The sequence below is a fragment of the Spiribacter halobius genome (genome assembly GCF_020883455.1).
Lineage (GTDB): Bacteria > Pseudomonadota > Gammaproteobacteria > Nitrococcales > Nitrococcaceae > Sediminicurvatus > Sediminicurvatus halobius.
Window position 1 is genome coordinate 672,635 of the sequence record NZ_CP086615.1, and the last position, 22,020, is coordinate 694,654.

17 protein-coding genes are annotated in these 22,020 nt (G+C 70.6%); 11 read left to right on the plus strand and 6 right to left on the minus strand.

The window, feature by feature from the left end:
- Window positions 1–11 precede the first annotated feature (11 nt).
- From pabB to phbB, 4 genes are all read left to right on the plus strand, one after another.
- On the plus strand, window positions 12–1,361 hold the full coding sequence (gene pabB / locus LMH63_RS03115; RefSeq protein ID WP_109680191.1) for an aminodeoxychorismate synthase component I: 1,350 nt from the start codon (window positions 12–14) through the stop codon (window positions 1,359–1,361).
- A gap of 374 nt (window positions 1,362–1,735) precedes the next feature.
- Window positions 1,736–2,914, plus strand: a complete 1,179-nt coding sequence (locus LMH63_RS03120; RefSeq protein ID WP_109680313.1) for an acetyl-CoA C-acetyltransferase — start codon at window positions 1,736–1,738, stop codon at window positions 2,912–2,914.
- A 158-nt stretch (window positions 2,915–3,072) separates the two neighbouring features.
- Window positions 3,073–3,612 carry a polyhydroxyalkanoate synthesis repressor PhaR gene (gene phaR / locus LMH63_RS03125; protein ID WP_109680312.1) on the plus strand — a complete coding sequence of 180 codons (540 nt, stop codon included), beginning with the start codon at window positions 3,073–3,075 and terminating at the stop codon, window positions 3,610–3,612.
- 207 nt (window positions 3,613–3,819) lie between these two features.
- Complete coding sequence (gene phbB, locus LMH63_RS03130) at window positions 3,820–4,566, plus strand: acetoacetyl-CoA reductase (RefSeq protein ID WP_109680311.1); 747 nt, start codon at window positions 3,820–3,822, stop codon at window positions 4,564–4,566.
- A gap of 386 nt (window positions 4,567–4,952) precedes the next feature.
- On the opposite strand, the gene LMH63_RS03135 is transcribed toward phbB, so the two are convergent.
- The 3 genes from LMH63_RS03135 to LMH63_RS03145 all read right to left on the minus strand — a co-directional run bounded on the left by LMH63_RS03135 (window position 4,953) and on the right by LMH63_RS03145 (window position 8,247).
- A complete protein-coding gene (locus LMH63_RS03135) occupies window positions 4,953–5,990 on the minus strand; it encodes an alpha/beta fold hydrolase (RefSeq protein ID WP_109680310.1) in 1,038 nt (345 codons plus the stop codon).
- The gene (locus tag LMH63_RS03140; RefSeq protein ID WP_109680309.1) at window positions 5,987–6,748 is read right to left on the minus strand and encodes a poly(R)-hydroxyalkanoic acid synthase subunit PhaE; all 762 of its coding nucleotides are present in this window, start codon (window positions 6,746–6,748) and stop codon (window positions 5,987–5,989) included. The genes LMH63_RS03135 and LMH63_RS03140 overlap by 4 nt, the downstream gene beginning before the upstream one ends.
- An 80-nt stretch (window positions 6,749–6,828) precedes the next feature.
- The gene (locus LMH63_RS03145; protein ID WP_109680308.1) at window positions 6,829–8,247 is read right to left on the minus strand and encodes a M48 family metalloprotease; all 1,419 of its coding nucleotides are present in this window, start codon (window positions 8,245–8,247) and stop codon (window positions 6,829–6,831) included.
- A gap of 151 nt (window positions 8,248–8,398) precedes the next feature.
- Here LMH63_RS03145 and LMH63_RS03150 point away from each other — a divergent pair, with 151 nt between their 5' ends.
- Window positions 8,399–9,535, plus strand: coding sequence for an AI-2E family transporter (locus LMH63_RS03150; RefSeq protein WP_109680307.1), 1,137 nt, complete (start codon window positions 8,399–8,401; stop codon window positions 9,533–9,535).
- Between the two features lie 272 nt (window positions 9,536–9,807).
- Here the strand turns inward: LMH63_RS03150 and LMH63_RS03155 are convergent, their stop codons facing one another.
- Entirely contained in the window at window positions 9,808–11,094 is a 1,287-nt protein-coding gene (locus tag LMH63_RS03155) for a PhoH family protein (RefSeq protein WP_109680306.1), read from the minus strand.
- A gap of 231 nt (window positions 11,095–11,325) precedes the next feature.
- The gene (locus LMH63_RS03160; protein WP_109680305.1) at window positions 11,326–11,859 is read right to left on the minus strand and encodes a glycine cleavage system transcriptional repressor; all 534 of its coding nucleotides are present in this window, start codon (window positions 11,857–11,859) and stop codon (window positions 11,326–11,328) included.
- 166 nt (window positions 11,860–12,025) lie between these two features.
- On the opposite strand from LMH63_RS03160, the gene dapA reads away from it, so the two are divergent.
- The 6 genes from dapA (at window position 12,026) to msrQ (ending at window position 20,894) form a co-directional block, all read left to right on the plus strand.
- Window positions 12,026–12,901: a 4-hydroxy-tetrahydrodipicolinate synthase gene (gene dapA, locus LMH63_RS03165; RefSeq protein ID WP_109680304.1), complete on the plus strand. Its 876-nt coding sequence runs from the start codon at window positions 12,026–12,028 to the stop codon at window positions 12,899–12,901.
- On the plus strand, window positions 12,898–13,497 hold the full coding sequence (gene bamC, locus LMH63_RS03170; RefSeq protein WP_109680303.1) for an NlpB/DapX family lipoprotein: 600 nt from the start codon (window positions 12,898–12,900) through the stop codon (window positions 13,495–13,497). Before dapA ends, bamC begins: the two co-directional genes overlap by 4 nt.
- A 61-nt stretch (window positions 13,498–13,558) precedes the next feature.
- Entirely contained in the window at window positions 13,559–17,461 is a 3,903-nt protein-coding gene (gene purL, locus LMH63_RS03175) for a phosphoribosylformylglycinamidine synthase (RefSeq protein WP_109680302.1), read from the plus strand.
- 132 nt (window positions 17,462–17,593) lie between these two features.
- The gene (locus LMH63_RS03180; protein WP_109680427.1) at window positions 17,594–18,616 is read left to right on the plus strand and encodes an IS110 family RNA-guided transposase; all 1,023 of its coding nucleotides are present in this window, start codon (window positions 17,594–17,596) and stop codon (window positions 18,614–18,616) included.
- 644 nt (window positions 18,617–19,260) lie between these two features.
- Entirely contained in the window at window positions 19,261–20,238 is a 978-nt protein-coding gene (msrP, locus tag LMH63_RS03185; protein ID WP_109680416.1) for a protein-methionine-sulfoxide reductase catalytic subunit MsrP, read from the plus strand.
- Window positions 20,238–20,894, plus strand: coding sequence for a protein-methionine-sulfoxide reductase heme-binding subunit MsrQ (msrQ, locus tag LMH63_RS03190; RefSeq protein ID WP_109680415.1), 657 nt, complete (start codon window positions 20,238–20,240; stop codon window positions 20,892–20,894). Before msrP ends, msrQ begins: the two co-directional genes overlap by 1 nt.
- A gap of 45 nt (window positions 20,895–20,939) precedes the next feature.
- Here the strand turns inward: msrQ and LMH63_RS03195 are convergent, their stop codons facing one another.
- Window positions 20,940–21,932, minus strand: a complete 993-nt coding sequence (locus LMH63_RS03195) for an IS110 family RNA-guided transposase (RefSeq protein ID WP_229332711.1) — start codon at window positions 21,930–21,932, stop codon at window positions 20,940–20,942.
- Window positions 21,933–22,020: the final 88 nt, after the last annotated feature.

Below are 22,020 nucleotides of genomic sequence, written 5' to 3' on the forward strand. Positions count from 1 at the left end.
GCGTCCGGGCGATGATCATGCACGACCATACGCTACCGTATCCATCCGATCCGGTACAGACCTTTGCCGCCCTGCGGGGCGGCTGGCCGCATGCGGTATGGCTGGACGGCGAGGCCGGCGGGCGCTTCAGCATCATGAGCGCCGATCCCCGGGAATTGCTCGTGAGCGTCGGCGGTCGCACCCGCATCACGCCGCGCGCGGGTGCCGCGCGTACGAGCGACGCAGACCCGCTGGCGCTGCTCGCCGAGCGGCTGGGGCCCAAACGCCCGGCGAGCGCGCCGCCGTTCTCTGGTGGCGCTATCGGCTACTTCGGCTACGAGCTCGGCCGGCGGTTGCAGGGGCAGCAGCCGGCGCTGCCGGATGGCCCCGAGATGGCAGTGGGCCTCTACGACTGGGCGCTGGTCATGGATCACCACGAGCGCCGGGCCTCGCTAAGGGGTGCGCCGCCAGCCGGCCTGATGGCGACCCTGCGCGCGGGTGCCCCACCTGGGGCGGTAGGAGACTGGGCGTCCACGGGGCCGGTGGCGGCGACGCCCGGGGAGGCCGGCTACCGCGAGGCCTTCCGCCGTGTGGCGCGCTACATCCGCGACGGCGACTGCTACCAGGTCAATCTCGCGCGCCGCTTCCAGGCGCCGGTGAGCGGAGACCTCCTGGCCGCCTACCGCTCCTTCCGGCGTCTTGCCGGCGGGCCGTTCGCCGCCTACCTGGAGCTGCCAGGCGGGCCTGTGCTGAGCGGCTCGCCGGAGCGCTTCCTCGCCCTGCGCGACGGCCAGGTGGAGACGCGGCCGATCAAGGGCACCCGGGCGCGCGGCAGCGACCCGGCGAGCGACGCCGCGGCCCGGGCGGCGCTCACCGACAGCAGCAAGGATCGGGCCGAGAACGTGATGATCGTCGATCTGCTGCGCAATGATCTTGGGCGCAGCTGTGCCACCGGCAGCATCCGGGTCCCCGAATTGTGCGCCGTGGAAAGCTTTGCCACGGTGCACCATATGGTCAGCGCGGTCACCGGTCGCCTCGCCCCCGGACGCCATGCCACCGACCTGCTGCGGGACTGCCTGCCCGGCGGCTCCATCACGGGGGCGCCCAAGTACCGGGCGATGGAGATCATCGAGGAGCTGGAAGGGGGGCCGCGTGGCGTCTACTGCGGCGCCATCGGCTACCTCGGTTTCGACGGCGCCATGGACACGAGCATCGCCATCCGCACCGCCACCGTCCGCGACGGCCGGCTCGAGTACCGGGCAGGGGGCGGCCTGGTGGCGGACTCCGAGTGTGCCGCCGAATTCGCCGAGACCGAGACCAAGGCGGCGGCCTTTCGGCGACTGATCCACGTGTCCCGTTTCGCCTGTTCCTTCTCACTCTGAGGCCCGCAGCGGCGCCAGCGCCAGGCGCCCCGACGACGGCGTAGCGAGGCCTACGTCGAGGAGGGGCAACGCCGCGCTGGCGCCGCTGCGGGCCTCCCTCCGGGCGTGCCGCTGCTGCGCGCTCGCGGCGTTGGCGTCGCTTGACGTGACCCGGCCACGCCGGCGCGCCGCCGCCTTGCGAGCGCGCAGCAGCGGCACGCAGAGTGAGAAGGAACTGGCGAAACGGGACACTGGATGGCCGCCGAACGGCTGTGCTGCGCATCGGCAACCCCCGGCTGACGCTGATATGATGCAGTGACGCAAAAGCCGACCGAGCACGGTCGGGAGCCCATCCGGCGCCTGGCGCCGGCAGCCAAGCAACGGGGAGAGCAGCAATGGAAGACGTCGTTATCGTAGCGGCCGGGCGCAGCGCGGTCGGAGCATTCGGCGGGGCGCTGGGCCAGGTGACCGCAGTGGAGCTCGGCGCGCAGGTGATCCGCGGCGTGCTCGAGCGCTCCGGCGTCGACGGCGAGCAGGTCGAGGAGGTGATCTTCGGCCAGGTGCTCACCGCCGCCGCGGGCCAGAACCCGGCCCGCCAGGCGGCGATTCACGCCGGCCTGCCGGTGACCTGCCCGGCCATGACCATCAACAAGGTCTGCGGCAGCGGCCTGAAGGCCACCCACCTGGCGAGCCAGGCGATCAAGCTCGGCGATGCCAGCGTCATCATCGCCGGCGGCCAGGAGTCCATGAGCACGGCGCCCCACGCGCTGCCCAAGTCCCGCACCGGCCAGCGCATGGGTGACTGGAAGCTCGAGGACACGATGATCAAGGACGGCCTGTGGGACGCCTTCAACGATTACCACATGGGCGTTACCGCGGAGAATCTGGTGCAGAAGCACGGCATCAGCCGCGAGGAGCAGGACGAGTTCGCGGCCCGCTCCCAGCAGCTGACGGAGGCCGCGCAGAAGGCCGGGCGCTTCCGTGACGAGATCATTCCCATCGAGATCCCGCAGCGCAAGGGCGACCCGGTCATCTTCGACGAGGACGAATTCCCGCGCCACGGCGTCACCGCCGAAGGCCTCTCCAAGCTGCGCCCCGCATTCGCGAAGGATGGCAGCGTGACTGCCGGCAACGCCTCCGGCATCAACGACGGCGCCGCTGCGCTGCTGATGATGTCCGCGAGTCAGGCCAGGGCGTTGGGCCTGGAGCCGCTGGCACGGGTGCGTGCGTACGCCAACGCCGGCGTGGAGCCATCGATCATGGGCTCCGGCCCGGTGCCGGCGACCCGCCGCTGCCTGGAGCGGGCCGGCTGGGGCATCGACGAGCTCGACCTGATCGAGGCCAACGAGGCGTTCGCCGGCCAGGCGCTGGCGGTGAGCAAGGAGCTCGGCTGGGACATGGAAAAGGTCAACGTCAATGGCGGCGCCATTGCCATCGGTCACCCGATTGGTGCCTCCGGTGCGCGCATCCTGGTGACGCTCCTCTACGAGATGCGCCGGCGGGACGTCAGCAAGGGCCTGGCGACGCTGTGCATCGGTGGCGGCCAGGGCGTCGCTCTCGCCGTCGAGCGCTAGCCCGCCTTGCTTGCCGATGCGCGAAGCGAGCGCTACGCGGGCCCGCCCGCCGGATCCGCGCCCGCAGGCGTGAATCGGTGAGGAAGGCGAGCTGAAGACCCTTCTGCCCGGTCGGCGCGCAGCCGCCGGCCGGGCCTGGCCAGGGAACACCCGATTCCATGTCTGAAACGCGGCTGATCAAGAAATATCCGAACCGCCGGCTCTACGACACGGCGATCAGCAGCTATATCACGCTGGCCGACGTCAAGCGTCTGGTGCTGGACGGCGTCGACTTCCAGGTGGTGGACGCCAAGACCCGCGCGGACCTGACCCGCACCATCCTGCTGCAGATCATCAGTGAGGAGGAGGAGGGTGGCGAGCCCATCTTCTCCAGCGAGCTGCTGGCCCAGATCATCCGTGCCTATGGCGGCAACATGCAGAACATGCTCACCAGCTATCTGGAAAAGAGCATGGAGCTGTGGTCCGAGCAGCAACGGGTGTTCCGTGAGCGCACCCGGCACTTCATGGACACCAATCCCATGCAGATGCTTACCCAGATCGCCGAGCGCAATCTCTCCATGTGGCAGGCGATGAGCGGCCTCGGCGGGGAGAAGAACGGCGAAGAGGACGAGCAGGGCGGAAAGGACGCCGGCAGCGACCGAGAGACCCCTCCGGAGTCCAAGCGCAGCAAGGGCGAGAGTCGCCGCCGACGCGGCTGAGGCGGCTGCGCAACATCCGGCATGCTGCAGGCATGCCGGATTCCTCCGCATTGACACCTCCCAATGCTGTCTCTATGATGCGACGCCACAATTGTGCGTCGCACAAGTTCCTGAATGCCGCCTGAAAAGCGGATTTCCGGCTCTTCCGCGGCGCGTCATCTCGGGGATGCTGCAGGGCATCCGTCCACAGGGTTCGGAGGTTGCAACATGACGGAGCGAGTCGCGCTGGTGACGGGGGGTAACGGGGGTATCGGCACGGAGATCTGCCGGCAGCTCTCCAGCGGGGGCTACCGCGTAGTGACCACCTGCGTAAACCCTGAAGCCGAAGGCGTCGAAGCCTGGGCGGCCGCTCTGCGCGAGGAAGGACACGATATCGGCTGGGTGCAGTGCAACGTCGCCGATTTCGACGCCTGCGCCCGCATGGCCACCGAGGTGGAGGCCGAGTTCGGCAGCGTCGACGTGCTGGTGAACGTGGCGGGCATCACCCGCGACGCCTTCCTGCACAAGATGGATGCGGACAACTGGCGCTCGGTGATCGACGTCAACCTGAACAGCGCCTTCAACGTGACCCGTCAGTTCGTCACCGGCATGCGCGAGCGCGGCTTCGGCCGCATCGTGAACATCTCCTCGGTGAACGGGCAGACCGGGCAGTTCGGCCAGACCAACTACTCCGCCGCCAAGGCGGGCATGCATGGCTTCACCATGGCGCTGGCGAAGGAAAGCGCGCCGAAGGGTGTCACCGTCAACACGGTCTCCCCGGGCTATGTGCGCACGTCCATGACCGACGCGATTCCGGATAAGGTGCGCGAGGCGATCATCGGCCAGATCCCCGCCGGCCGCCTCGGCGAGCCGCAGGATATCGCCCGTGCGGTGGCCTTCCTGGTGGCGGATGAGGCCGGCTACATCAACGGCGCCAACATTCCGGTGAACGGCGCGCTGTTCTGCAGCTTCTAAGCACGCACCCGGATGGCCGGCCTGCCGACGTCAGCGGCGGCAGGCCCGGTAAGCCAAGCCGGCCGGTGTTGCAGAGCAACATCGGCCGGGGAAAAAAACGGGAGACCTGGTCTCCCCGTTGAGTCAAGGCGCTCTTCTCCTCGGACCCGTCTGATCAGGGCTCAGCTCGTCCGATTTGGAGCGCTTCGGGGGCGATGGCTGCCTTCGCTCGTGTTGTTATGGCGGCAGCCGCCTCTCCTCCTCCCGGCCGCACGCACCTGGGGTTTCCTGGTGCCTCGATCGGCACTCTCTTATCGACCCGGGCTGTGTTTACTGCTGGGCATTGTAGCTGCAGACCCCTGCTCCGCAAGGGTTTTCGTTGCTGCGTCGCAGCAGCGGCCCGGCAGTCATTGCGCGGGCTGGTCAGGTCCAGCGGTGTGCAGCCAATCGACGAGCGCCGGATACAGCTCGCGATGGGCGCGGCCGCCGATGAAGAGCCCCAGGTGACCGCCGGGCAGGGCGTGGTCGCGGCAGGGGCCGCGCACCAGCTCCGTCACGGCCCGCGCCGCCGCCGGGGGCACCAGATGGTCGTCCAGGGCGTAGGCGTTGAATACCGGGCAGCGCACCGCCTCCGGCCGCACCGGCATGCCATCCAGACGCAGCTCGCCCTGGGCGAGGGCATTGCGCTGGTAGATGTCGCGCGCGAACTGGGCAAAGGCCTGGCCGGCCTGGTCCGGGCCGTCGTACATCCAGCGCTCCATGCGCAGGAACTCCGCGAGCGTCTCGTCGTCGGCATCGGCGAGCCGGGCGAGGCCGGCGTAGCGCTCGATGCCGAGGGCGAAAGGCTTGAGCGCGGAGAACACCGCGGCGAGGCCCGGTCCGCTCGGATTGCCCGCGGCGCCGACCAGGGCATCGAAGTCGATGCCGCGGGCGAGCCGCGCCAGCGGGTCCCCCGGCGTGCCGGTATCCACGGGCGTGGCGAGCAGGGTAAGGCTGCGGACGCTGGCCGGTGCCAGGGCGGCATGGCAGAGGGCCAGCACGCCACCCTGGCAGACGCCGAGAAGATGCGGGCGCTGCCCGCCGTGGCGGCCGGCAATGTGCGCCACCGCCTCGGTCAGGTCGCCGAGGATGTAGTCCTCCAGGCCCAGAAACCGGCGCGCGGGACCGGGTGGATGCCAGTCCAGCAGGTACACGCTATGGCCCCCGGCAGCCAGCCGGCGCAGCACTGATCGCTCGGCGCTCAGGTCCAGCAGATGCGGCCGGTTGACCAGGGAATACACCACCAGCAGCGGGGTGGCGCCTGCCTCGCCGTAGCGGTGGAGCACCGCGTTCTCGGTCTCGCCGGCGCGCACGGCAGGGGTGACGCCCTCGCCCGGTTCCGGCAGGCGACCTAGCCGGCCGACCGCCCGGGCCAGGCGTTGCAGGGAGGCGTCCGCCGCGGTCATTGCCCTGGGGGTTCCCCGGCCATCTCCCGGCGCAGGGCGTGGATCTCCTCGCGCAGCGCGGTGATGTCGCGGCGGTGCCGCCGACGCTGCCGCTGCAGCTCGGCGGCGAGGTCGTCCAGGCCACGCGCCGAGGGCAGGCCCAGGGCCTCGAGGCCGTCGTCGGTAATGCTGCGCAGCGTGCCCGTCAGCTCGCTCCAGCGGTTCACAAGGGCGGCCATGGCGGACTGGGTTGCGTCCTCGGCGAGCCAGCGCTCGTACCGCGGCTCGGCGGTGTCGCACCACAGCCGGGCCAGGGTGAGGGCATCGGCGTCCGGCGGTGCCTCATCCAGCGCGCGCCGGTAGGCACCGACGCATTCGCCGGTGAGCACGGTTACCCGGTCGAGGTAGGTGGCCAGGGCCGAGCGGTAAGCCTGCAGCTGCACCGGCAGGCGCGCATAGCGTTCGCTGCGCGCGCCGCCCGGCCCGAGGGGCGGCAGTCCCTCCCGTCCGAGGGGGCTGGCCTGCGCCAGGGCCTCCATGGCCTCCAGCCAGCGCGCGACCCCGGTGTGCAGTGTCTCGGCGCCGGCGTCCTGGCGCTCGCGCGCGGCTGCCAGCGCCGCTTCCACCCGCTCGGCCGCGCTCTGGCCGTCACCCGCGCGCAGCGCCTCGGCACTGTCCTCGAACAGCCGCCATACCCCGAGCGGGTCGGCGGTGTTCGGCCACAGCGCCTCCAGCATCTCGGCCCAGCTGCCCAGGCGTTCGCCGCTCTGCGCCGTCATGAGTGTCCCCAGCCAGAGAGGCCGACATCCTACCACTGGGCGGGTGGCCGCACCGATGCGCAGCAGCACCCGGGTGCCGGCTACCCGGGCGGGGCGATGGCCGACTCCCAGCGCTCGCGCAGGGCATCGGCCCGCGCGCGCTGGCTGCCCGAGGCCGATGGACTGATCCGGTCCAGCTGCGAGAGGCCCGCCCGCAGGTCGCCCTGGACGGCGTAGTACTGGGCCATGGACAGGGCGGACTCGGCCTCGTCGTTGGCGGCGCTGGCCGCGCGGGCCCGCAGCCGCCAGAGTTCCGGGGCGTCGGGATTGTCGCGGGTCAGCTGGCTCGCCACGGCCAGCCCCTGGGCGGGGCGGCCGGCCGCGAGCAGGATCTCCACCCGGCGATAGGCGAGGGCAGGATCCTCGGGGAACAGGCTGAGCCCCTCCTCGAGCCAGTCCAGTGCCTCCTCGCTGCGCTCGGCTGCGCTGGCGGTCTCCGCCAGCGCCAGGTAGTAGGCCGCATGCTCGCCGTCCTGTGCGAGCAGTGCCCGCAGGCGCTCGCTGGCGGCCTCGGTCTCTCCGAGGCGCCGCTGCAGCACAGCCAGCCCGTACTGCGCGCCGGGGTCGTCCCCGGACTTCTCGAGGCGGGCCCGGAAGCGGGCCAGCGCCTCGTCCGGATCCTCGGCGAGCAGGGCCTCGAGCCGGGCGCGCATCAGTGCAAAGCCCGGGCTCTCGAAGGGATCGGACACCGTCATCTCCCGCGCGATGGAACGGGCATCGGCGATGCGCGCCTCGGTAAGGGGGTGGGTGCTCAGGAACGGGGGCGGGGCGCTGCGGTAGCGTCCGCTCTCCAGCAGGGTGGCGAAGAAGTCCGGCATGCCCTCTGGGTCGAAACCGGCGTCCGCGAGCATGCGCAGGCCGACCCGGTCCGCCTCCCGTTCGTGGTCCCGGGAATAGGCGAGCTGGCTCTCGATGCCGCTGGCCATGCCGGAGGTGGCGGCGGCCATGCCGGCCTGGGGGTCCTGGGTGCTGAGCAGCAGCCCCGCGAGGACCAGTGCCGCGGTGCGCAGGCTGGACTGCTGGCCGGCGGCGATGCGCCGGGCGATGTGCCGCTGGGTGACGTGGGCGAGCTCGTGGGCGATGACCGAGGCGAGCTCGCTTTCCGTGCGCGCGGCCGTGATCAGGCCGCTGTGGAGCCCGATGTAGCCGCCGGGCATGGCAAAGGCGTTGATGCGCGGGTCGTCGATGACGAAGAACTGGTACTCACCGGCCGGGGCGCTGCTGCTCCCGGCGATGCGCCGGCCGAGGTCGCGCACGTAGGCGGCTACCGCCGGATCCTCGACCAGATCCACCTCACGCCGGATCTCGCGCATCATCTGCTCCCCGATGCGCGCCTCGTCCGTCGGCGAGAGCACGTCGGCCGCCGGTGTGCCCATGTCCGGGAGCGAGAGGTCGAGCTGGGCCGCCGCGGGCGGCGGTGCCAGCAGCAGTGCAGCGAGTAGCAGAGTGACGATACGCATAAGTGCTGTGCCGTGGGTGCTGTGCGATGGACTCCGGCGGGCCGGGCCACGTTCCCCCGAGGCCGTCGCCTGTGGGAAAGTATAGCGACTGGGCCCGACGGCCGGCGCCGTCTGGCCACGGCAGCAGGGGGCTCCGCGCTTGGCATCGCCGATGTACACCGTCCGGGACTGGATCTATCGCCACCTGAGCGACCCACAGGTAGTGGCGCTCACCGTGGTGCTGCTGGTGGGCTTCGGCATCATCACGTTCTTCGGCAGCATGCTGGTGCCGGTATTCGCCTCGGTGGTGCTCGCCTATCTGCTGGAGGGCGTGGTGCGGGTGCTGGCCCGCTACGGGGTGCCGCGGCGGCTGGCGGTGCTGCTGATATTCACCGTGTTCCTGTTCTGCCTGACGCTGGTGCTGTTCGCCCTGGTGCCGACCATCATGCGCCAGATCCTGCAGCTGGTGGAGAATCTGCCGGCGATGCTGGAGCAGGGCCAGGCGGCGCTGCTGCGCCTGCCCGAGCGCTATCCGCACCTGTTCTCGACCGAGCAGATTTCGGCGCTGCTGGACGGCATCCGGCGCGAGGCGGTGGCCTACGCCCGTGGCGTGGCCTCGTCCATATCGCTCGCCTCGGTGGTGATGGTGCTGACGATCGTGGTCTACGCGGTGCTGCTGCCGGTGCTGATCTTTTTCTTCCTCTGGGACAAGGACAAGATCCTCGGCTGGCTCGGGCGCTTCATGCCCCGCCACCATGGCCTGGCGAGCTCCGTCTGGCGCGAGGTGGATCTGCAGATCGGCAACTACGTGCGCGGCAAGTTCGTCGAGATCGCCATCGTCTGGGCGGGCAGCTACGTGACGTTCCTGTTCCTGAATCTCGATTTCGCCATGCTGCTGGCGCTGCTGGTGGGGCTGTCGGTGATCATCCCCTACGTGGGCGCCACCGTGGTCACCCTGCCCATCGCCATCGTCGCCTACTTCCAGTTTGGCACCAGCAGCGAGTTCGTATGGGTCCTCGTGGCCTACGCCATCATCCAGGCCATCGACGCCAACATCCTGGTGCCGGTGCTCTTCTCCGAGGCGGTCAACCTGCACCCGGTGGCGATCATTGTCGCCATCCTGATCTTCGGCGGCATCTGGGGCTTCTGGGGCGTGTTCTTCGCCATCCCCCTGGCGACGGTGATCCAGGCCGTCCTCAACGCCTGGCCCCGCGCCACCGACGAAAGCCGCGCCGCCGCCCGCGACGACGAGGCACCGCTCCGCCCCCGGGAGATCAAGGCCGACGAGGCCCTGGCGGGCAAGCGCTAGGCAATGCCGGCCCGGTATCCGCGGTGCCGCTAGCGGGTTTGAGGCCGTGCCGGGTGTGTCGTGGGGCGGGAGCGCCCGGGACACGCCGTGAATCCGTCCCTGGAGGCTCGTAGGCGAGATCCCTCTCGCCTACGGTCCCGGCCGCTCCCACCCCACGCCACCCTGCCGGCGCCTGCACCGTCTTCCGCGGGCGGCGATGCCGTAACGCTGGCTGGGGCAAGTGCGTAATCACTTTGAACTTTGAACTGTCAACTTTGAACGCGCAGGCGCTGTCACAGCGCCTGCGAGGCGAAGTCCGCCAGCCGCGAGCGCTCGCCGCGGGTCAGGGTCAGGTGGCCGGCGTGGTCCCAGGGGCGGAAGCGGCGGACCACGTAGGTCAGGCCCGAGGTGGTGGGAGTGAGGAAGGGCGTGTCGATCTGGCCGATGTTGCCGAGGCAGACCACCTTGGTGCCGGGGCCGGCGCGGGTGATGAGGGTGCGCATCTGCTGTGGGGTCAGATTCTGCGCCTCGTCCAGCACGACGTAGCGGTTCAGCAGGGTGCGGCCGCGCATGAAGTTCAGCGAGCGCACCCGGATCCGGCTCTGCAGGACATCCCGGGTGGCGGCCTGGCCCCAGCGGCCGGCGCCGGCCGGCTCGGCGAGCACTTCCAGGTTGTCCATGAGCGCGCCCATCCAGGGCGTCATCTTCTCCTCCTCGGTGCCGGGCAGGTAGCCGATCTCCTCGCCGATGGCGACCGTGGCCCGGGTCATGAGGATCTCGCGGTAGCGCTGGCCCTCCAGGGTCTGGGCGAGCCCGGCGGCCAGCGCCAGCAGCGTCTTGCCGGTGCCGGCCGGCCCGAGCAGGGTGACGAAGTCCACCTCCGGATCGAGCAGCAGGTCGAGCGCCAGACACTGCTCGCGGTTGCGGGCGTGGATGCCCCAGACGGAATCGCCCGTCTCCGTGGTGTCGGGCACCGCCTGCAGCCGGGCGCCGTTGTCGCCGACCGCGACCGCCCGCGCCAGGCGGCCGTTGCCGTCGATCAGGAACTCGTTCGGTGCCACGCCCTCCGCCGGGTGCAGCCAGGGCGGCTCGTCGTCGCCCGGCAGGGCGGCGACCTCGTGCATGCCGGTGGGCAGGAGCTCGGGGTCGTCCAGGCGTGCCTCGCTCTCGTGGTCCTCGGCGTGGACGCCGAGGACCGTGGCCTGGATGCGCAGGTTGATGTCCCGGGCGACCAGGGTGAGGCGCACATCCGGGCGGGTGTGGGCGAGGGTCTCGGCGGCCTCGAGGACAGCGTCGCTGCCCTCGTGCCGGGTCTCGGCGGTGAGGAAGTGCAGCCGCCCGAGGCCGTCGCCCAGAGGCAGGCCGCGCTCCAGCGCCTGGGGTCCGGCGCCGGCCAGCAGCCCGTCCAGGAAACGCGCCGCCTGGAGCGCGTTGCGGGCCTCGTCACTGCTGCCGTGGCGGGCGGCATCCAGCCCCCGCAGCACCGCCAGCGGCAGATAGAGGTCGTCGCCCCCGAACCGGAACAGCGCCGCCGGGTCGTGCAGCAGCACGGAGGTATCCAGCAGCCAGGCCCGCCGCATCAGGGGAGCGCCCCCAGGGGGGTGACGATGGGTCTGGCGGGGGCGGCGTTGGGGGCGTCTGTGGCGATGGTGGCCATCCGGGCTCCTTCGGGGGCGCAGTTCAAAGTTCCGAGTTCAAAGTTCAAAGAGTGCCGCAGGGCGCGGAAGTGCCCGCAAGTCCCGTCCGGGCTTTGAACTTTGAACTTTGAACCTTGAACTGGCTAGCGGGCTGCGGCCAGCGGCCGCAGCCCGCTAGCCTTTCACCGGCTCGATGATCGCGTCCAGGTTGAGCTGGTCGCAGAAGTCCATGAAGTCCTCGCGCAGACGGGCGATGTGCATGGCTGCGGGGACGTCCACCGTCATCTGTACCTGGAACATCGGCGTCCCGGTGTGGGCGGCGGCGTAGCTGGTGGTGGCCATGTCGCGGATGTTGATCTCGCGGCTGGAGAAGAAGTTGGCCAGCTGGTTGACGATCCCCGGATGGTCGATGGAGACCACCTCCACCGTGTACGGCAGAAGGTTGCCCTCGCGGCGGGCCGGTGTCGTGCGCTTGGCGTGCACGGCGAGTCCCAGCCGGCGGCCGACACCCGGCAGGGTGGCCTCGAGCTTGGCGAGCTCGTTCCAACGGCCCTCCACCAGCAGGATGATGGCGAAGTCCCCGCCGAGCACGGTCATCCGGCTGTCCTCGATGTTGCAGCCGGTATCCGAGATCACGCGCGAGAGCTCGTTGACGATGCCCGCCCGGTCTTCGCCGAGCGCCGAGATGACGAGGAAATTGTTCTGCATGCCTGCCGGCGTCGCCCGCCCCGCTGGTGCCCGTTTCAGCCGCGGGAGTGTAGCACGCGCCTGCGGCGCGCAGCCCGGGGCAGCGCCCGTCGGCGCTGCTTGTCAGCCCCGGGCCGCATCGCTACCATCCCGGCTTCTCATCTCATCGTCGTCGGAGGGCAAGCGCATGTTCCGGGGCAGCATGGTGGCGATGGCCACGCCCATGCTCGACGACGGCGCCCTGGACGAGACCGCCCTGGCGCGCCTGGTCGAGTTCCACATCGAGAACGGCACCGACGCCATCGTTGCCGTCGGCACCACCGGCGAGTCCGCGACCCTCGATTATGACGAGCACTGCTACGTCATGCGCCGGGTGGTGGAGATGGCCGCGGGGCGCATCACCGTGATCGGCGGTACCGGCGCGAACTCCACCTGGGAGGCGGTCAAGCTCACCCGCTGCGCGATGGAGGGGGGCTGCGACGCGGCGCTGCTGGTCACCCCCTACTACAACAAGCCTACCCAGGAAGGCCTCTACCGGCATTTTCTCACGGTGGCCGACGAGGTGCCGATCCCGCAGATTCTCTACAACGTGCCGGGGCGCACGGCGGTGGACCTGCTGCCGGATACGGTGGAAAGGCTCGCCAGCGTGTCCAATATCGTGGGCATCAAGGAGGCCTCGGGGAACGTCCAGCGCACCGAGGACATCCTCGAGCGCTGTGGCGACCGCATCGATGTGTTCTGCGGCGAGGATGCCAAGAACCTGGCCCTGATGCTCGCCGGCGCCAAGGGCTGCATCTCGGTGACCGCCAACGTCGCGCCACGGCTGATGCACGAGATGTGCGCCGCCGCGCTGGCTGGCGACCGCGCCGAGGCCGAGCGCATCGACGCCCTGCTCGCGGCCCTGCACAAGGCGCTCTTCGTCGAGACCAATCCGATTCCGGTGAAGTGGGCACTGCAGCAGATGGGGCTGATCGGGCCCGGCATCCGCCTGCCCATGACGCCGCTCTCCGATCAGCATCATGAGACCGTGCGGCAGGCGCTGAAGCTCGCGGAGATCCTGTGACGCGGCGGCCGCTCGCGCCGCCGGCGGTCTTCGTCGGCCTGCTGCTGCTCACCGGCTGCAGCGGCCTGCCGTTCTTCGGCGACGACGAACCCGAGACCGAGGCCGAGCGCCTGTTGCGCCCGCCGAATATCCTCTCCGGGGACGGCGCCGGCGGGGAGCCCGTGGCCGGCGGCGATGGCGGCGACGATCGCGTCCGCGTGGAAGCCCGAAGCGACGACCGTGATCCCACCGAGCTGCTGGACCGGGCCGGCGGCGAGCCGGTGCTGGACAGCGGTCTGCCGCCGGACGTGGCCTGGCGCGTGACCGGGCGCATCCTGCAGCGCAGCGCCTTCGCCGTGGAGGCGCGGGATGCCCAGGCGCGGGCCTACACGTTGCGCTACGATGCCGCCGAGGGGCCGGAAGAAGAGGACGGGTTTTTCGCCTCCCTCGCGTTCTGGCGCGACGATCCGGTGCCACCGGTGGGGCGTTACCGCCTCGAGGTGGCACCGCGTGGCGACGGCTCGCGGCTGCGGTTGCGTACCGCCGACGGCGACCCGGCCAATCCGGGGGTGGCGCGCCAGGTGCTGTCCGTGCTGGCGGAGCGCCTGCGCCCCTGAATCGGATCCGCGCCATTCACCGCCGGCCTCCGGGCCGGCGGTGCTCGTCAGGGATACCGCCATGATCAGCCTGCTCGCCCGTGATGCTCTGCCTGGCTTCCGCCGGCAACGCCTGCTGGAGAAGGCGCGCGAAGCCGCGCCCGCCGTCGCCGCCCTCGAGGCGCGGGAGTGCTACTTCGTGGACACGGAGGAGCGCCTGGACGCTGCCGGAGCGCGGCAGCTGCGCGCGCTGCTCGGCTGCGCGGATGCCGGGCCCGTTCCGGAGGCAGAGCCCGGCAGCCTGCTGGTGGTGCCGCGCCTCGGCACCTTCTCGCCCTGGGCGAGCAAGGCCACCGACATCGCCCACAATTGCGGCCTCAGCGCCGTGCACCGGATCGAGCGCGGAATCCTGTATCGGTTCTCCGACGCCGAGGGGCGGCCGGTGGGCGATGCCGCGCTCAACCGGCTGGCCCCCCTGCTGCACGACCGCATGACCGAGTCCGTGCTGTTCGATGCCGCCGAGGCCGAGGGTCTGTTCCGTACCGAGGCGCCGCGCCCGCTTGCCAGCGTCGATGTGCTCGGGAGCGGGCGTGAGGCGCTGGAGGCCGCGGACCGCGACCTCGGGCTGGCACTGGCCGCCGACGAGATCGATTACCTGCTGGAGAACTACCAGACGCTCGATCGCAACCCGACGGACATCGAGCTGATGATGTTCGCCCAGGCGAACTCCGAGCATTGCCGGCACAAGATCTTCAACGCCGACTGGGTCATCGACGGCCGGCCGGCGCCGCGGTCGCTGTTCGCCATGATCCGGCACACCCACGCCAACCGCCCCGAAGGCGTGCTCTCCGCCTACAGCGACAACGCCGCCGTGGTCGAGGGCGAGATGGCCGAGCGCTTCCTGCCCGATGCCGACAGCGGCCGCTACCGGCGCCAGCGCGAGCCCTCGCATCTGGTGATGAAGGTGGAGACCCACAATCATCCCACCGCCATCTCGCCCTTTGCCGGCGCGGCCACCGGTGTCGGCGGGGAGATCCGGGACGAGGCGGCCACCGGCCGTGGCGCCCGCAGCAAGGCGGGTCTTGCCGGCTTCTCCGTGTCCAGTCTGCGCATCCCCGGCTTCGAGCAGCCCTGGGAGGCGGACCACGGCCGCCCGGCACGCATCGCCTCGGCGCTGCAGATCATGCTGGACGGCCCCATCGGCGCGGCGCGCTACGGCAACGAGTTCGGCCGTCCACAGCTCGCCGGCTACTTCCGCAGCTACGAGCAGAGCGTTCCCGGAGTCAGCGGCCGTGAGCTGCGCGGCTATCACAAGCCGGTGATGATCGCCGGGGGCATGGGCAGCATCCGTCCGGGGCAGGTGGACAAGGGCACGGCGGCCCCCGGTGCGCCGCTGGTGGTGCTGGGCGGGCCGGCGATGCTCATCGGCCTCGGCGGCGGCGCGGCGTCCTCGGTGGCAAGCGGCGCCAGCGAGGAGGCGCTGGACTTCGCCTCCGTGCAACGCAGCAATCCCGAGATGGAGCGCCGCTGCCAGGAGGTGATCGACGCCTGCTGGCGGCTCGGCGACGACAACCCCATCGTCTCCATCCACGACGTCGGCGCCGGCGGGCTCTCCAACGCCCTGCCCGAGCTCCTCGACGATTCCGGCCGGGGCGGGCGCATCGAGCTGCGCACCGTGCCCAGCGCCGAGCCCGGGCTCTCGCCGCTGGAGCTCTGGTGCAACGAGGCCCAGGAGCGGTACGTCATCGCCCTGGATCCGGAGCGGCTGGCGGTGTTCGAGGCACTCTGCGCCCGCGAGCGTGCCCCCTATGCGGTGGTCGGCGAGGCCACCGACGAGCGGCGGCTGGTGGTGGGCGATGGCTACTTCGACAACCTGCCGGTGGACCTGCCCATGGAGCTGCTGCTCGGCAAGCCGCCGAAGATGCTGCGCACGGTCAAGCGCCGGGCGCCCGCGCGCGAGCCGCTGGCGCTGGCGGGCATCGACTTCGCCGAGGCGGCCACCCGGGTGCTGCGCCTGCCCACGGTGGCCTCCAAGGAATTCCTCATCACCATCGCGGACCGCTTCGTCACCGGCCTCGTCGCCCGCGATCAGATGGTCGGCCCCTGGCAGGTGCCGGTGGCGGACTGCGCGCTGACGCTGGCCGACTACGACGGCTACGCCGGCGAGGCGATGGCCATGGGCGAGCGCGGGCCGGTGGCCCTGCTGGATGCCCCAGCCTCGGGCCGACTCGCCGTGGGCGAGGCGATCACCAACCTGATGGGGGCGCCGGTGGGTGCGCTGCGGCGGGTGAACCTCTCCGCCAACTGGATGGCGGCCTGCGGCCATCCCGGCGAAGACGCCCGCCTCTACGACACCGTGCACGCCGTGGCCATGGAGCTCTGCCCGCGCCTCGGGCTCGCCATCCCGGTGGGCAAGGATTCCCTCTCCATGAAGACGGTCTGGCGCGAAGGGGACGCGGAGCGTGCCGTCACGGGGCCGCTAACGCTGGTCATCTCCGCCTTCGTCCCGGTGGCCGACGTGCGCCGGACGGTGACGCCGGCGCTGCAGCCCGGCGGCGCCGGGACGCGGCTGCTGCTGCTGGACCTGGGCGGCGGGCGCAACCGGCTCGGTGCCTCGGCGCTCGCCCAGGTCCATGGACAGCTCGGCGACAGGCCCGCGGACCTGGAAGACCCGGAGGCGCTCGCCCGGGCCTTCGCCGCCGTGCAGGACCTGCTCGCGGAGGGCCGGATTCTCGCCTGCCACGACCGCTCCGACGGCGGACTGTTCACGACCCTGGTGGAGATGGCCTTCGCCGGGCGCTGCGGTCTCGAGGTGGACCTTGCGCCCGCCGGGGCGGAGGCGCTGGCGGCGGGCTTCAGTGAGGAGCTCGGCGTGGTGCTGCAGGTGCACGAGTCGGAGCTTCCGCGGGTGCAGGCGGTGTTCCGGGAGGCCGGGCTCGCCCGGCATCTGCACGACATCGGCACGCCCCGGGACGATCAGCGCATCCGCCTGTGGCACGGCCAGCACCTGCTCCTCGACGACACCCGCGCCGGGCTGGAGCGCACCTGGGCGGAGACGAGCCATCGCCTGCAGTCCCTGCGCGACGACCCCGATTGCGCGCGCGAGGCGTTCGAGGCATTGCTGGACGACGACGATCCGGGGCTGCACGCGGCGCTCTCCTTCGACCCGGCCGAAGACGTGGCGGCGCCCCATGTCACCCGCGGCGCCCGCCCCCGGGTGGCGGTGCTGCGGGAGCAGGGGGTGAACAGCCAGGCGGAGATGGCGGCAGCCTTCGAGCGCGCCGGATTCGATGCCGTGGACGTCCACACGACCGACCTGATAGCGGGCCGCCGGCAGCTGGCGGACTGCCAGGCCCTGGTGGCCTGCGGCGGCTTCTCCTATGGCGACGTCCTCGGCGCCGGTGCCGGCTGGGCGCGCACGATCCTGTTCAACCCGGTCCTGCGCGAGGCCTTCGCGGCGTTCTTCGAGCGCCCCGACACGCTGGCGCTCGGCGTGTGCAACGGCTGTCAGATGCTCGCCGAGCTGCGCGAGCTGGTTCCCGGCAGCGAGCTCTGGCCGCACTTCACCCACAACCGCAGTGCCCAGTACGAGGCGCGCCTCGCCATGGTGGAGGTGGTGGACTCCACCTCGCTGCTGCTGGAGGGCATGACCGGATCGCGCCTGCCCATCGTGGTGGCCCACGGCGAGGGCCAGGCGGTGTTCGCCGCTGACACGGGCCCGCGCAAGGCGATGGCGGCCGGAGCAGTGGGCCTGCGCTACGTCGACGGCCGCGGCCGGCCGGCGGCGCATTATCCGGCCAACCCCAACGGGTCTCCCCTTGGGGTGACGGGCTTCAGCAGCCGGGACGGCCGCGTCACCATCATGATGCCGCACCCGGAGCGCGTGTTCCGCACGGTCCAGCACTCCTGGCACCCAAACGAGTGGGGCGAGGACGGCCCCTGGATGCGCCTCTTCCGCAACGCCCGTCGCGCCCTCGGCGACTAGCGGCCATCGGCCGGGTGTGGGAGATGGAGTAAAGCGGCCTGCGGCTTGAGTGGAGTGGGAAGGAGGAGACAACCTCCCGAGCAGATTCACGAGGTCGCCGAAGGCGCCTCAACGGAAAGGGAGGTTGTCTCCATGCTCTACGCTGGCATCGATGTGGCGAATCGGGCAAGCACGGTTTGCGTGGTGGACGCGAACGCCGAGGTGATCCTCGAGCGCACGGTGGCGACCGAGGCGGGGGCGCTGATGGAGGCGTTCTCGGGCCTTGAGGCGACGCGGGTGGTCATCGAGAGCACGCCGCTAGCGGAGTGGGTGGCGTTGGTGGTCGAGGATGCTGGCCATGAGGCGGTGGTGATCGATGCGCGCTCGGCGAAGCGGCTGATGGATGCCTCGAAGAAGACCGACCGGCGGGACGCCCGGACGCTGGCGCGCATGGCTCAGGCGGGCTGGTACACGGCGGTGCACCGCAAGTCGGCTGAGGCGCGGTTGCAGCGCTCGCGGCTGCAGGCGCGTCAGGGGCTGGTGGAGGCCTACAAGGGCTTCGCGGCGCGGGTGCGGGGGCTGCTGCGCGCGCACGGGGTGCGGGTTGGCCGGGTGAGCAAGGGCGAGTTTGCGCCGCGGGTGCGTGCGCTGTGCGCCGAGCACGTGCCGGGGCTGGCGGCCTACCTGGAGCCGCTGCTCGCGGCCTACGAGCATGCGCTCGGTGAGGCGCGGCGCCTGCGCCGGGAGATCGAGCGCGAGGCGCGCGAGCATGCGGTGGCGGAGCGCCTGGCGAGCGTGCCCGGAGTGGGTCCGCTGGTCAGCCAGGCGTACGTGGCCACCATCGATGACCCGCGGCGGTTCGCCAGTGGTGATGAGGTGGCCGACTACGCGGGGCTCACGCCGCGGATCTACCAGTCCGGCGAGCTCCAGGTACAGGGGCGCATCAGCCGTGAGGGCGACAAGCTCCTGCGCTGGCACCTGGTGGAGGCCGCGCATTCGCTGCTGGTCCGCGGTCGGGACTGCGCGCTCAGGCGCTGGGGCTTGCGGCTTGCCGAGCGCAAGGGCCAGGCGAAGGCGAAGGTGGCGCTGGCGCGCAAACTGGCGGTACTCCTCCACCGGCTCTGGGTGAGCGGTGAGCGCTTCAAGGCCTGGCCCGAGCGGGCGGTGGGTGCCTGATCACGACCGCCGGGAGGTAGCGCAACGCGCAGCACAGCGCTCAAAGCGAGCGCTCAAAGCGAGCAAACAGGTTGGCCGGGGTATCGAGGACGCCGATCCTGCAGACCGCTTGGGGCAGTGACCCCGTGTTTGGGAGATTCCGGACGGCGTTCTCGTACATCCCATCCTGTCGGCGCCCCCACGGGGGCGACCACGTAGAGAAGCCTGAGGCCTCGGCCAGCCTTCCTTTTACAACCCGGGAGGTTGACTCCGGGGGCCGCTTTAGAGAAGCGGTCTCCGACCGCGAGACCGCGCGCAGCCCGGTGACATGGACCTGAAGGCAGCGATGGACGCCGTGCCCGGGCGGGGAGCGGGCGCCTCTCCCGGGACACGGCGTGAATACATCCATGTAGCCTGCACTGCGGCATCCCTGCCGCAGAGCGTCCCGGGAGAGGCGCCCGCTCCCCGCCTGCAACCCGCCGGGGCTGTTTCAGGGCGGGCGGCGCTTCCGGTGCCTGTTACCACGCTGCGCGCGGTCTCGCGGTCGGAGACCGCTCCTACGGGGCATCGGGCGGGCGTGTCCGTAGAAACCCCATGGCGGCGAACTAGAGCGGGGCGGGGGCAGTCCGAAACATTGAATCACCGAGACAGCGGGGCCTGCCATCATGTTGATCCGTATTCCCAGATCGTGGGAGGTCAAACCTTCCGAAATCACGCCGGAGTCTGTGTATCGGGATCGCCGGCGGTTCCTGCGCACGTCGGCGCTGGCCGCGGCGGGTTCCCTGGTAGCGCCGGGCTTCGTTACCGCGAAGCCGATGGACGCCCTGGAGCCGCTGGGGGAGCTGCCGGATAGCCGCTTCAGCACCGACGAGCCGGCCAACGACTACGACGAGATCACCAGCTACAACAACTTCTACGAGTATGGCACCGGCAAGTCCGACCCCATGGCCCGGGCGCCGGAGCTGCTCCAGCATCGGCCCTGGACGGTGGAGGTCACCGGCGAGGCCGAGAATACCGGCACCTATGACTTCGACGACTTCCTGCGGGGGCTGACCGTCGAGGAGCGAATCTATCGCCTGCGCTGCGTCGAGGCCTGGTCCATGGTCGTGCCCTGGGCCGGAGTGCCGCTGGCGAGTGTCCTCGAGCGGGCACGGCCGACCTCGCGGGCGAAATACGTCAAGTTCTATACGCTCCTCGATCCCGAGCAGATGCCGGCCCAGAGCAGCAGCGGCTTTTCCTTCCTGGCGAGCATCGACTGGCCCTATACCGAGGGCCTGCGCATGGACGAGGCCATGAATCCGCTGACCATTCTGGCAACGGGCCTCTACGGTAAGGAGATGCCGTCCCAGAACGGCGCGCCGATTCGGCTGGTGGTGCCCTGGAAGTACGGTTTCAAGAGCATCAAGTCGGTGGTGCGCATCCACCTGCAGGAGACCGAGCCGGAAACCACCTGGAATCTCATCGCCCCCGAGGAGTACGGCTTCTACGCCAACGTCAATCCCAACGTGGACCATCCGCGCTGGAGCCAGGCCCGGGAGCGGCGCATCGGCGAGTTCTTCAAGCGCGATACGCTGATGTTCAACGGCTACGGCGAGCAGGTGGCGGACCTCTACGCCGGCATGGATCTGGAGAAGCACTACTGATGGGCGCAGCCTCGCTGCGAGTGCCGACGCAGCTCCCGCCTCGGGTGCTGCTCGCGCTGCGCATCGTGGTCTTCGGCCTCTGCCTGGCGCCGGCGGGCCTGCTGCTGCGGGATCTGTTTACCGGGGGGCTCGGTGTCAATCCGGTGGAGACGCTGCTGCGTGAGCTCGGCGACTGGGGGCTGCGGCTGCTGCTGGTGACGCTGGCCATCACGCCGTTGCGCTGGCTCACCGGCGCCGCCTGGCTGATCCGGCTGCGCCGGATGCTGGGGCTGTTCGCCTTCAGCTACGTGGTGCTGCACCTGTCCGTGTTCGTGGTCTTCGAGCATTCCCTGCGGCTTGCAGGCATTCTCGACGACATTGCCAACCGTCCCTACATTCTGGTCGGCTTCTCGGCCTTCCTGCTGCTGGTGCCGCTGGCCGTGACCTCGACCCAGGGCTGGATGCGCCGCCTTGGCCGGCGCTGGAAGCAGCTCCACTGGCTGGTCTACCCGGCAGCCATTCTCGGCGTCGCGCATTTCTTCCTGCTGATCAAGGCCAACCGCTGGACCGAGCCGCTGATCTACGCGGGCATCCTCGCCACCCTGCTCGGCTATCGCCTCGCCCGGCGGGCCGGACCGCTGCGCCGAAGCCTGGGCGCTCCGGCTCTGCGCTCATGAGTGTGTGGGCGTTGTCGGCAGCACCGTAGATACTCCCTTGCCGGGTCAAGCCTTCTGCATGTGGTTGCTGCTGAACAGCTGGCTACTGTCGAAGGGCTGTTGGGTGCGAAGGCACGCCCAGATGCCGGTGAGATACTTGCGCATGACCGCGCAGATGGCCTGGATGCGCTTTTTGCCGCGGGCGATGAGCGCCTCGTAGAAGGCCTTGGCGTAGGGATCGTTCTGGATGGCGACCATGGCCGGCATGAACAGCGCCGCGCGCAGGTAGGCGTTGCCGGCCTTGCTGAGCCGCCCGGGGCGGGCGACGCTGGTACCGGATTGGTTGAGGCGCACGTCGAGCCCGGCGTGGCGGGCGACCTGCTTGGCCTTGAGCTGCTCGGGGAGCGTGCAGAGCTCGGCGATGAGCGTGATGGCGCTGACCTCGCCGACGCCGACGGCGGCGGTGAGGGCGCGGAACTGCGCCTGGAGGGTGGCATCGGCGTTGATCAGCTCGAGTGCCGCGGCGCGCAGGCGCTCGATGCGCCGATCGAGCGCGGCGATGCCCTCGCGCTCGTCGTCGATGACCAGCGCCGGCGTGGCCTGCTTGGCGCCGAGGGCGTGGAGGCGGTTCTTCGCCTGGGTGCGCTCGCCGACGAGGCGGTTGACCTGGCGGCCGAGCTCGCGCAGGGCGAGGGCGCTCTCGCGCGGGGGCTGCCACAGGGGCGGGCGCATGCACTCGGCGTAGTCGGCGAGCAGTGCCGCGTCGATGGGATCGGTCTTCGAGCCGGTGAGCTTGAGCTCGGCGAAGTGCTTGAACGCGCGCGGGTTGATCACGCACACGGGCAGCCCCGCCTGGTGCAGCGCGAGGGCGAGATCGAGGAAGTACACGCCGGTGGCCTCGAGCACGATGCGCTCGGGGGCGAGGCGCTGGAGGTGGGCGATGGCGCGGCGATGGCCCTGTGGGGTCTGCTCGAAGCGCTTCGAAGGGCTGTTGCGCCCCGCCTTGCGTGTGACCAGCTCAAAGCTTGCAGCGGCGATATCGACCCCGACGTTGCACATCCTCTTGGCCTCCTGAAGGTGACTGAGAGAGACTGGCTACCAGGCTCCCCGACCTCGCAGTTGTTGCCGCTTCGACCTTGTGATGCGA

Coding starts and splice junctions, on each gene's coding strand:
- LMH63_RS03180 (WP_109680427.1), top strand. CDS start 17,594: ATGCTCTACGCTGGCATCGATGTGGCGAATCGGGCAAGCACGGTTTGC.
- msrP (WP_109680416.1), top strand. CDS start 19,261: ATGTTGATCCGTATTCCCAGATCGTGGGAGGTCAAACCTTCCGAAATC.
- LMH63_RS03150 (WP_109680307.1), top strand. CDS start 8,399: ATGTACACCGTCCGGGACTGGATCTATCGCCACCTGAGCGACCCACAG.
- LMH63_RS03155 (WP_109680306.1), bottom strand. CDS start 11,094: ATGCGGCGGGCCTGGCTGCTGGATACCTCCGTGCTGCTGCACGACCCG.
- phbB (WP_109680311.1), top strand. CDS start 3,820: ATGACGGAGCGAGTCGCGCTGGTGACGGGGGGTAACGGGGGTATCGGC.
- LMH63_RS03145 (WP_109680308.1), bottom strand. CDS start 8,247: ATGCGTATCGTCACTCTGCTACTCGCTGCACTGCTGCTGGCACCGCCG.
- LMH63_RS03120 (WP_109680313.1), top strand. CDS start 1,736: ATGGAAGACGTCGTTATCGTAGCGGCCGGGCGCAGCGCGGTCGGAGCA.
- purL (WP_109680302.1), top strand. CDS start 13,559: ATGATCAGCCTGCTCGCCCGTGATGCTCTGCCTGGCTTCCGCCGGCAA.
- phaR (WP_109680312.1), top strand. CDS start 3,073: ATGTCTGAAACGCGGCTGATCAAGAAATATCCGAACCGCCGGCTCTAC.
- LMH63_RS03135 (WP_109680310.1), bottom strand. CDS start 5,990: ATGACCGCGGCGGACGCCTCCCTGCAACGCCTGGCCCGGGCGGTCGGC.
- LMH63_RS03140 (WP_109680309.1), bottom strand. CDS start 6,748: ATGACGGCGCAGAGCGGCGAACGCCTGGGCAGCTGGGCCGAGATGCTG.
- LMH63_RS03195 (WP_229332711.1), bottom strand. CDS start 21,932: ATGTGCAACGTCGGGGTCGATATCGCCGCTGCAAGCTTTGAGCTGGTC.
- LMH63_RS03160 (WP_109680305.1), bottom strand. CDS start 11,859: ATGCAGAACAATTTCCTCGTCATCTCGGCGCTCGGCGAAGACCGGGCG.
- dapA (WP_109680304.1), top strand. CDS start 12,026: ATGTTCCGGGGCAGCATGGTGGCGATGGCCACGCCCATGCTCGACGAC.
- pabB (WP_109680191.1), top strand. CDS start 12: ATGATCATGCACGACCATACGCTACCGTATCCATCCGATCCGGTACAG.
- msrQ (WP_109680415.1), top strand. CDS start 20,238: ATGGGCGCAGCCTCGCTGCGAGTGCCGACGCAGCTCCCGCCTCGGGTG.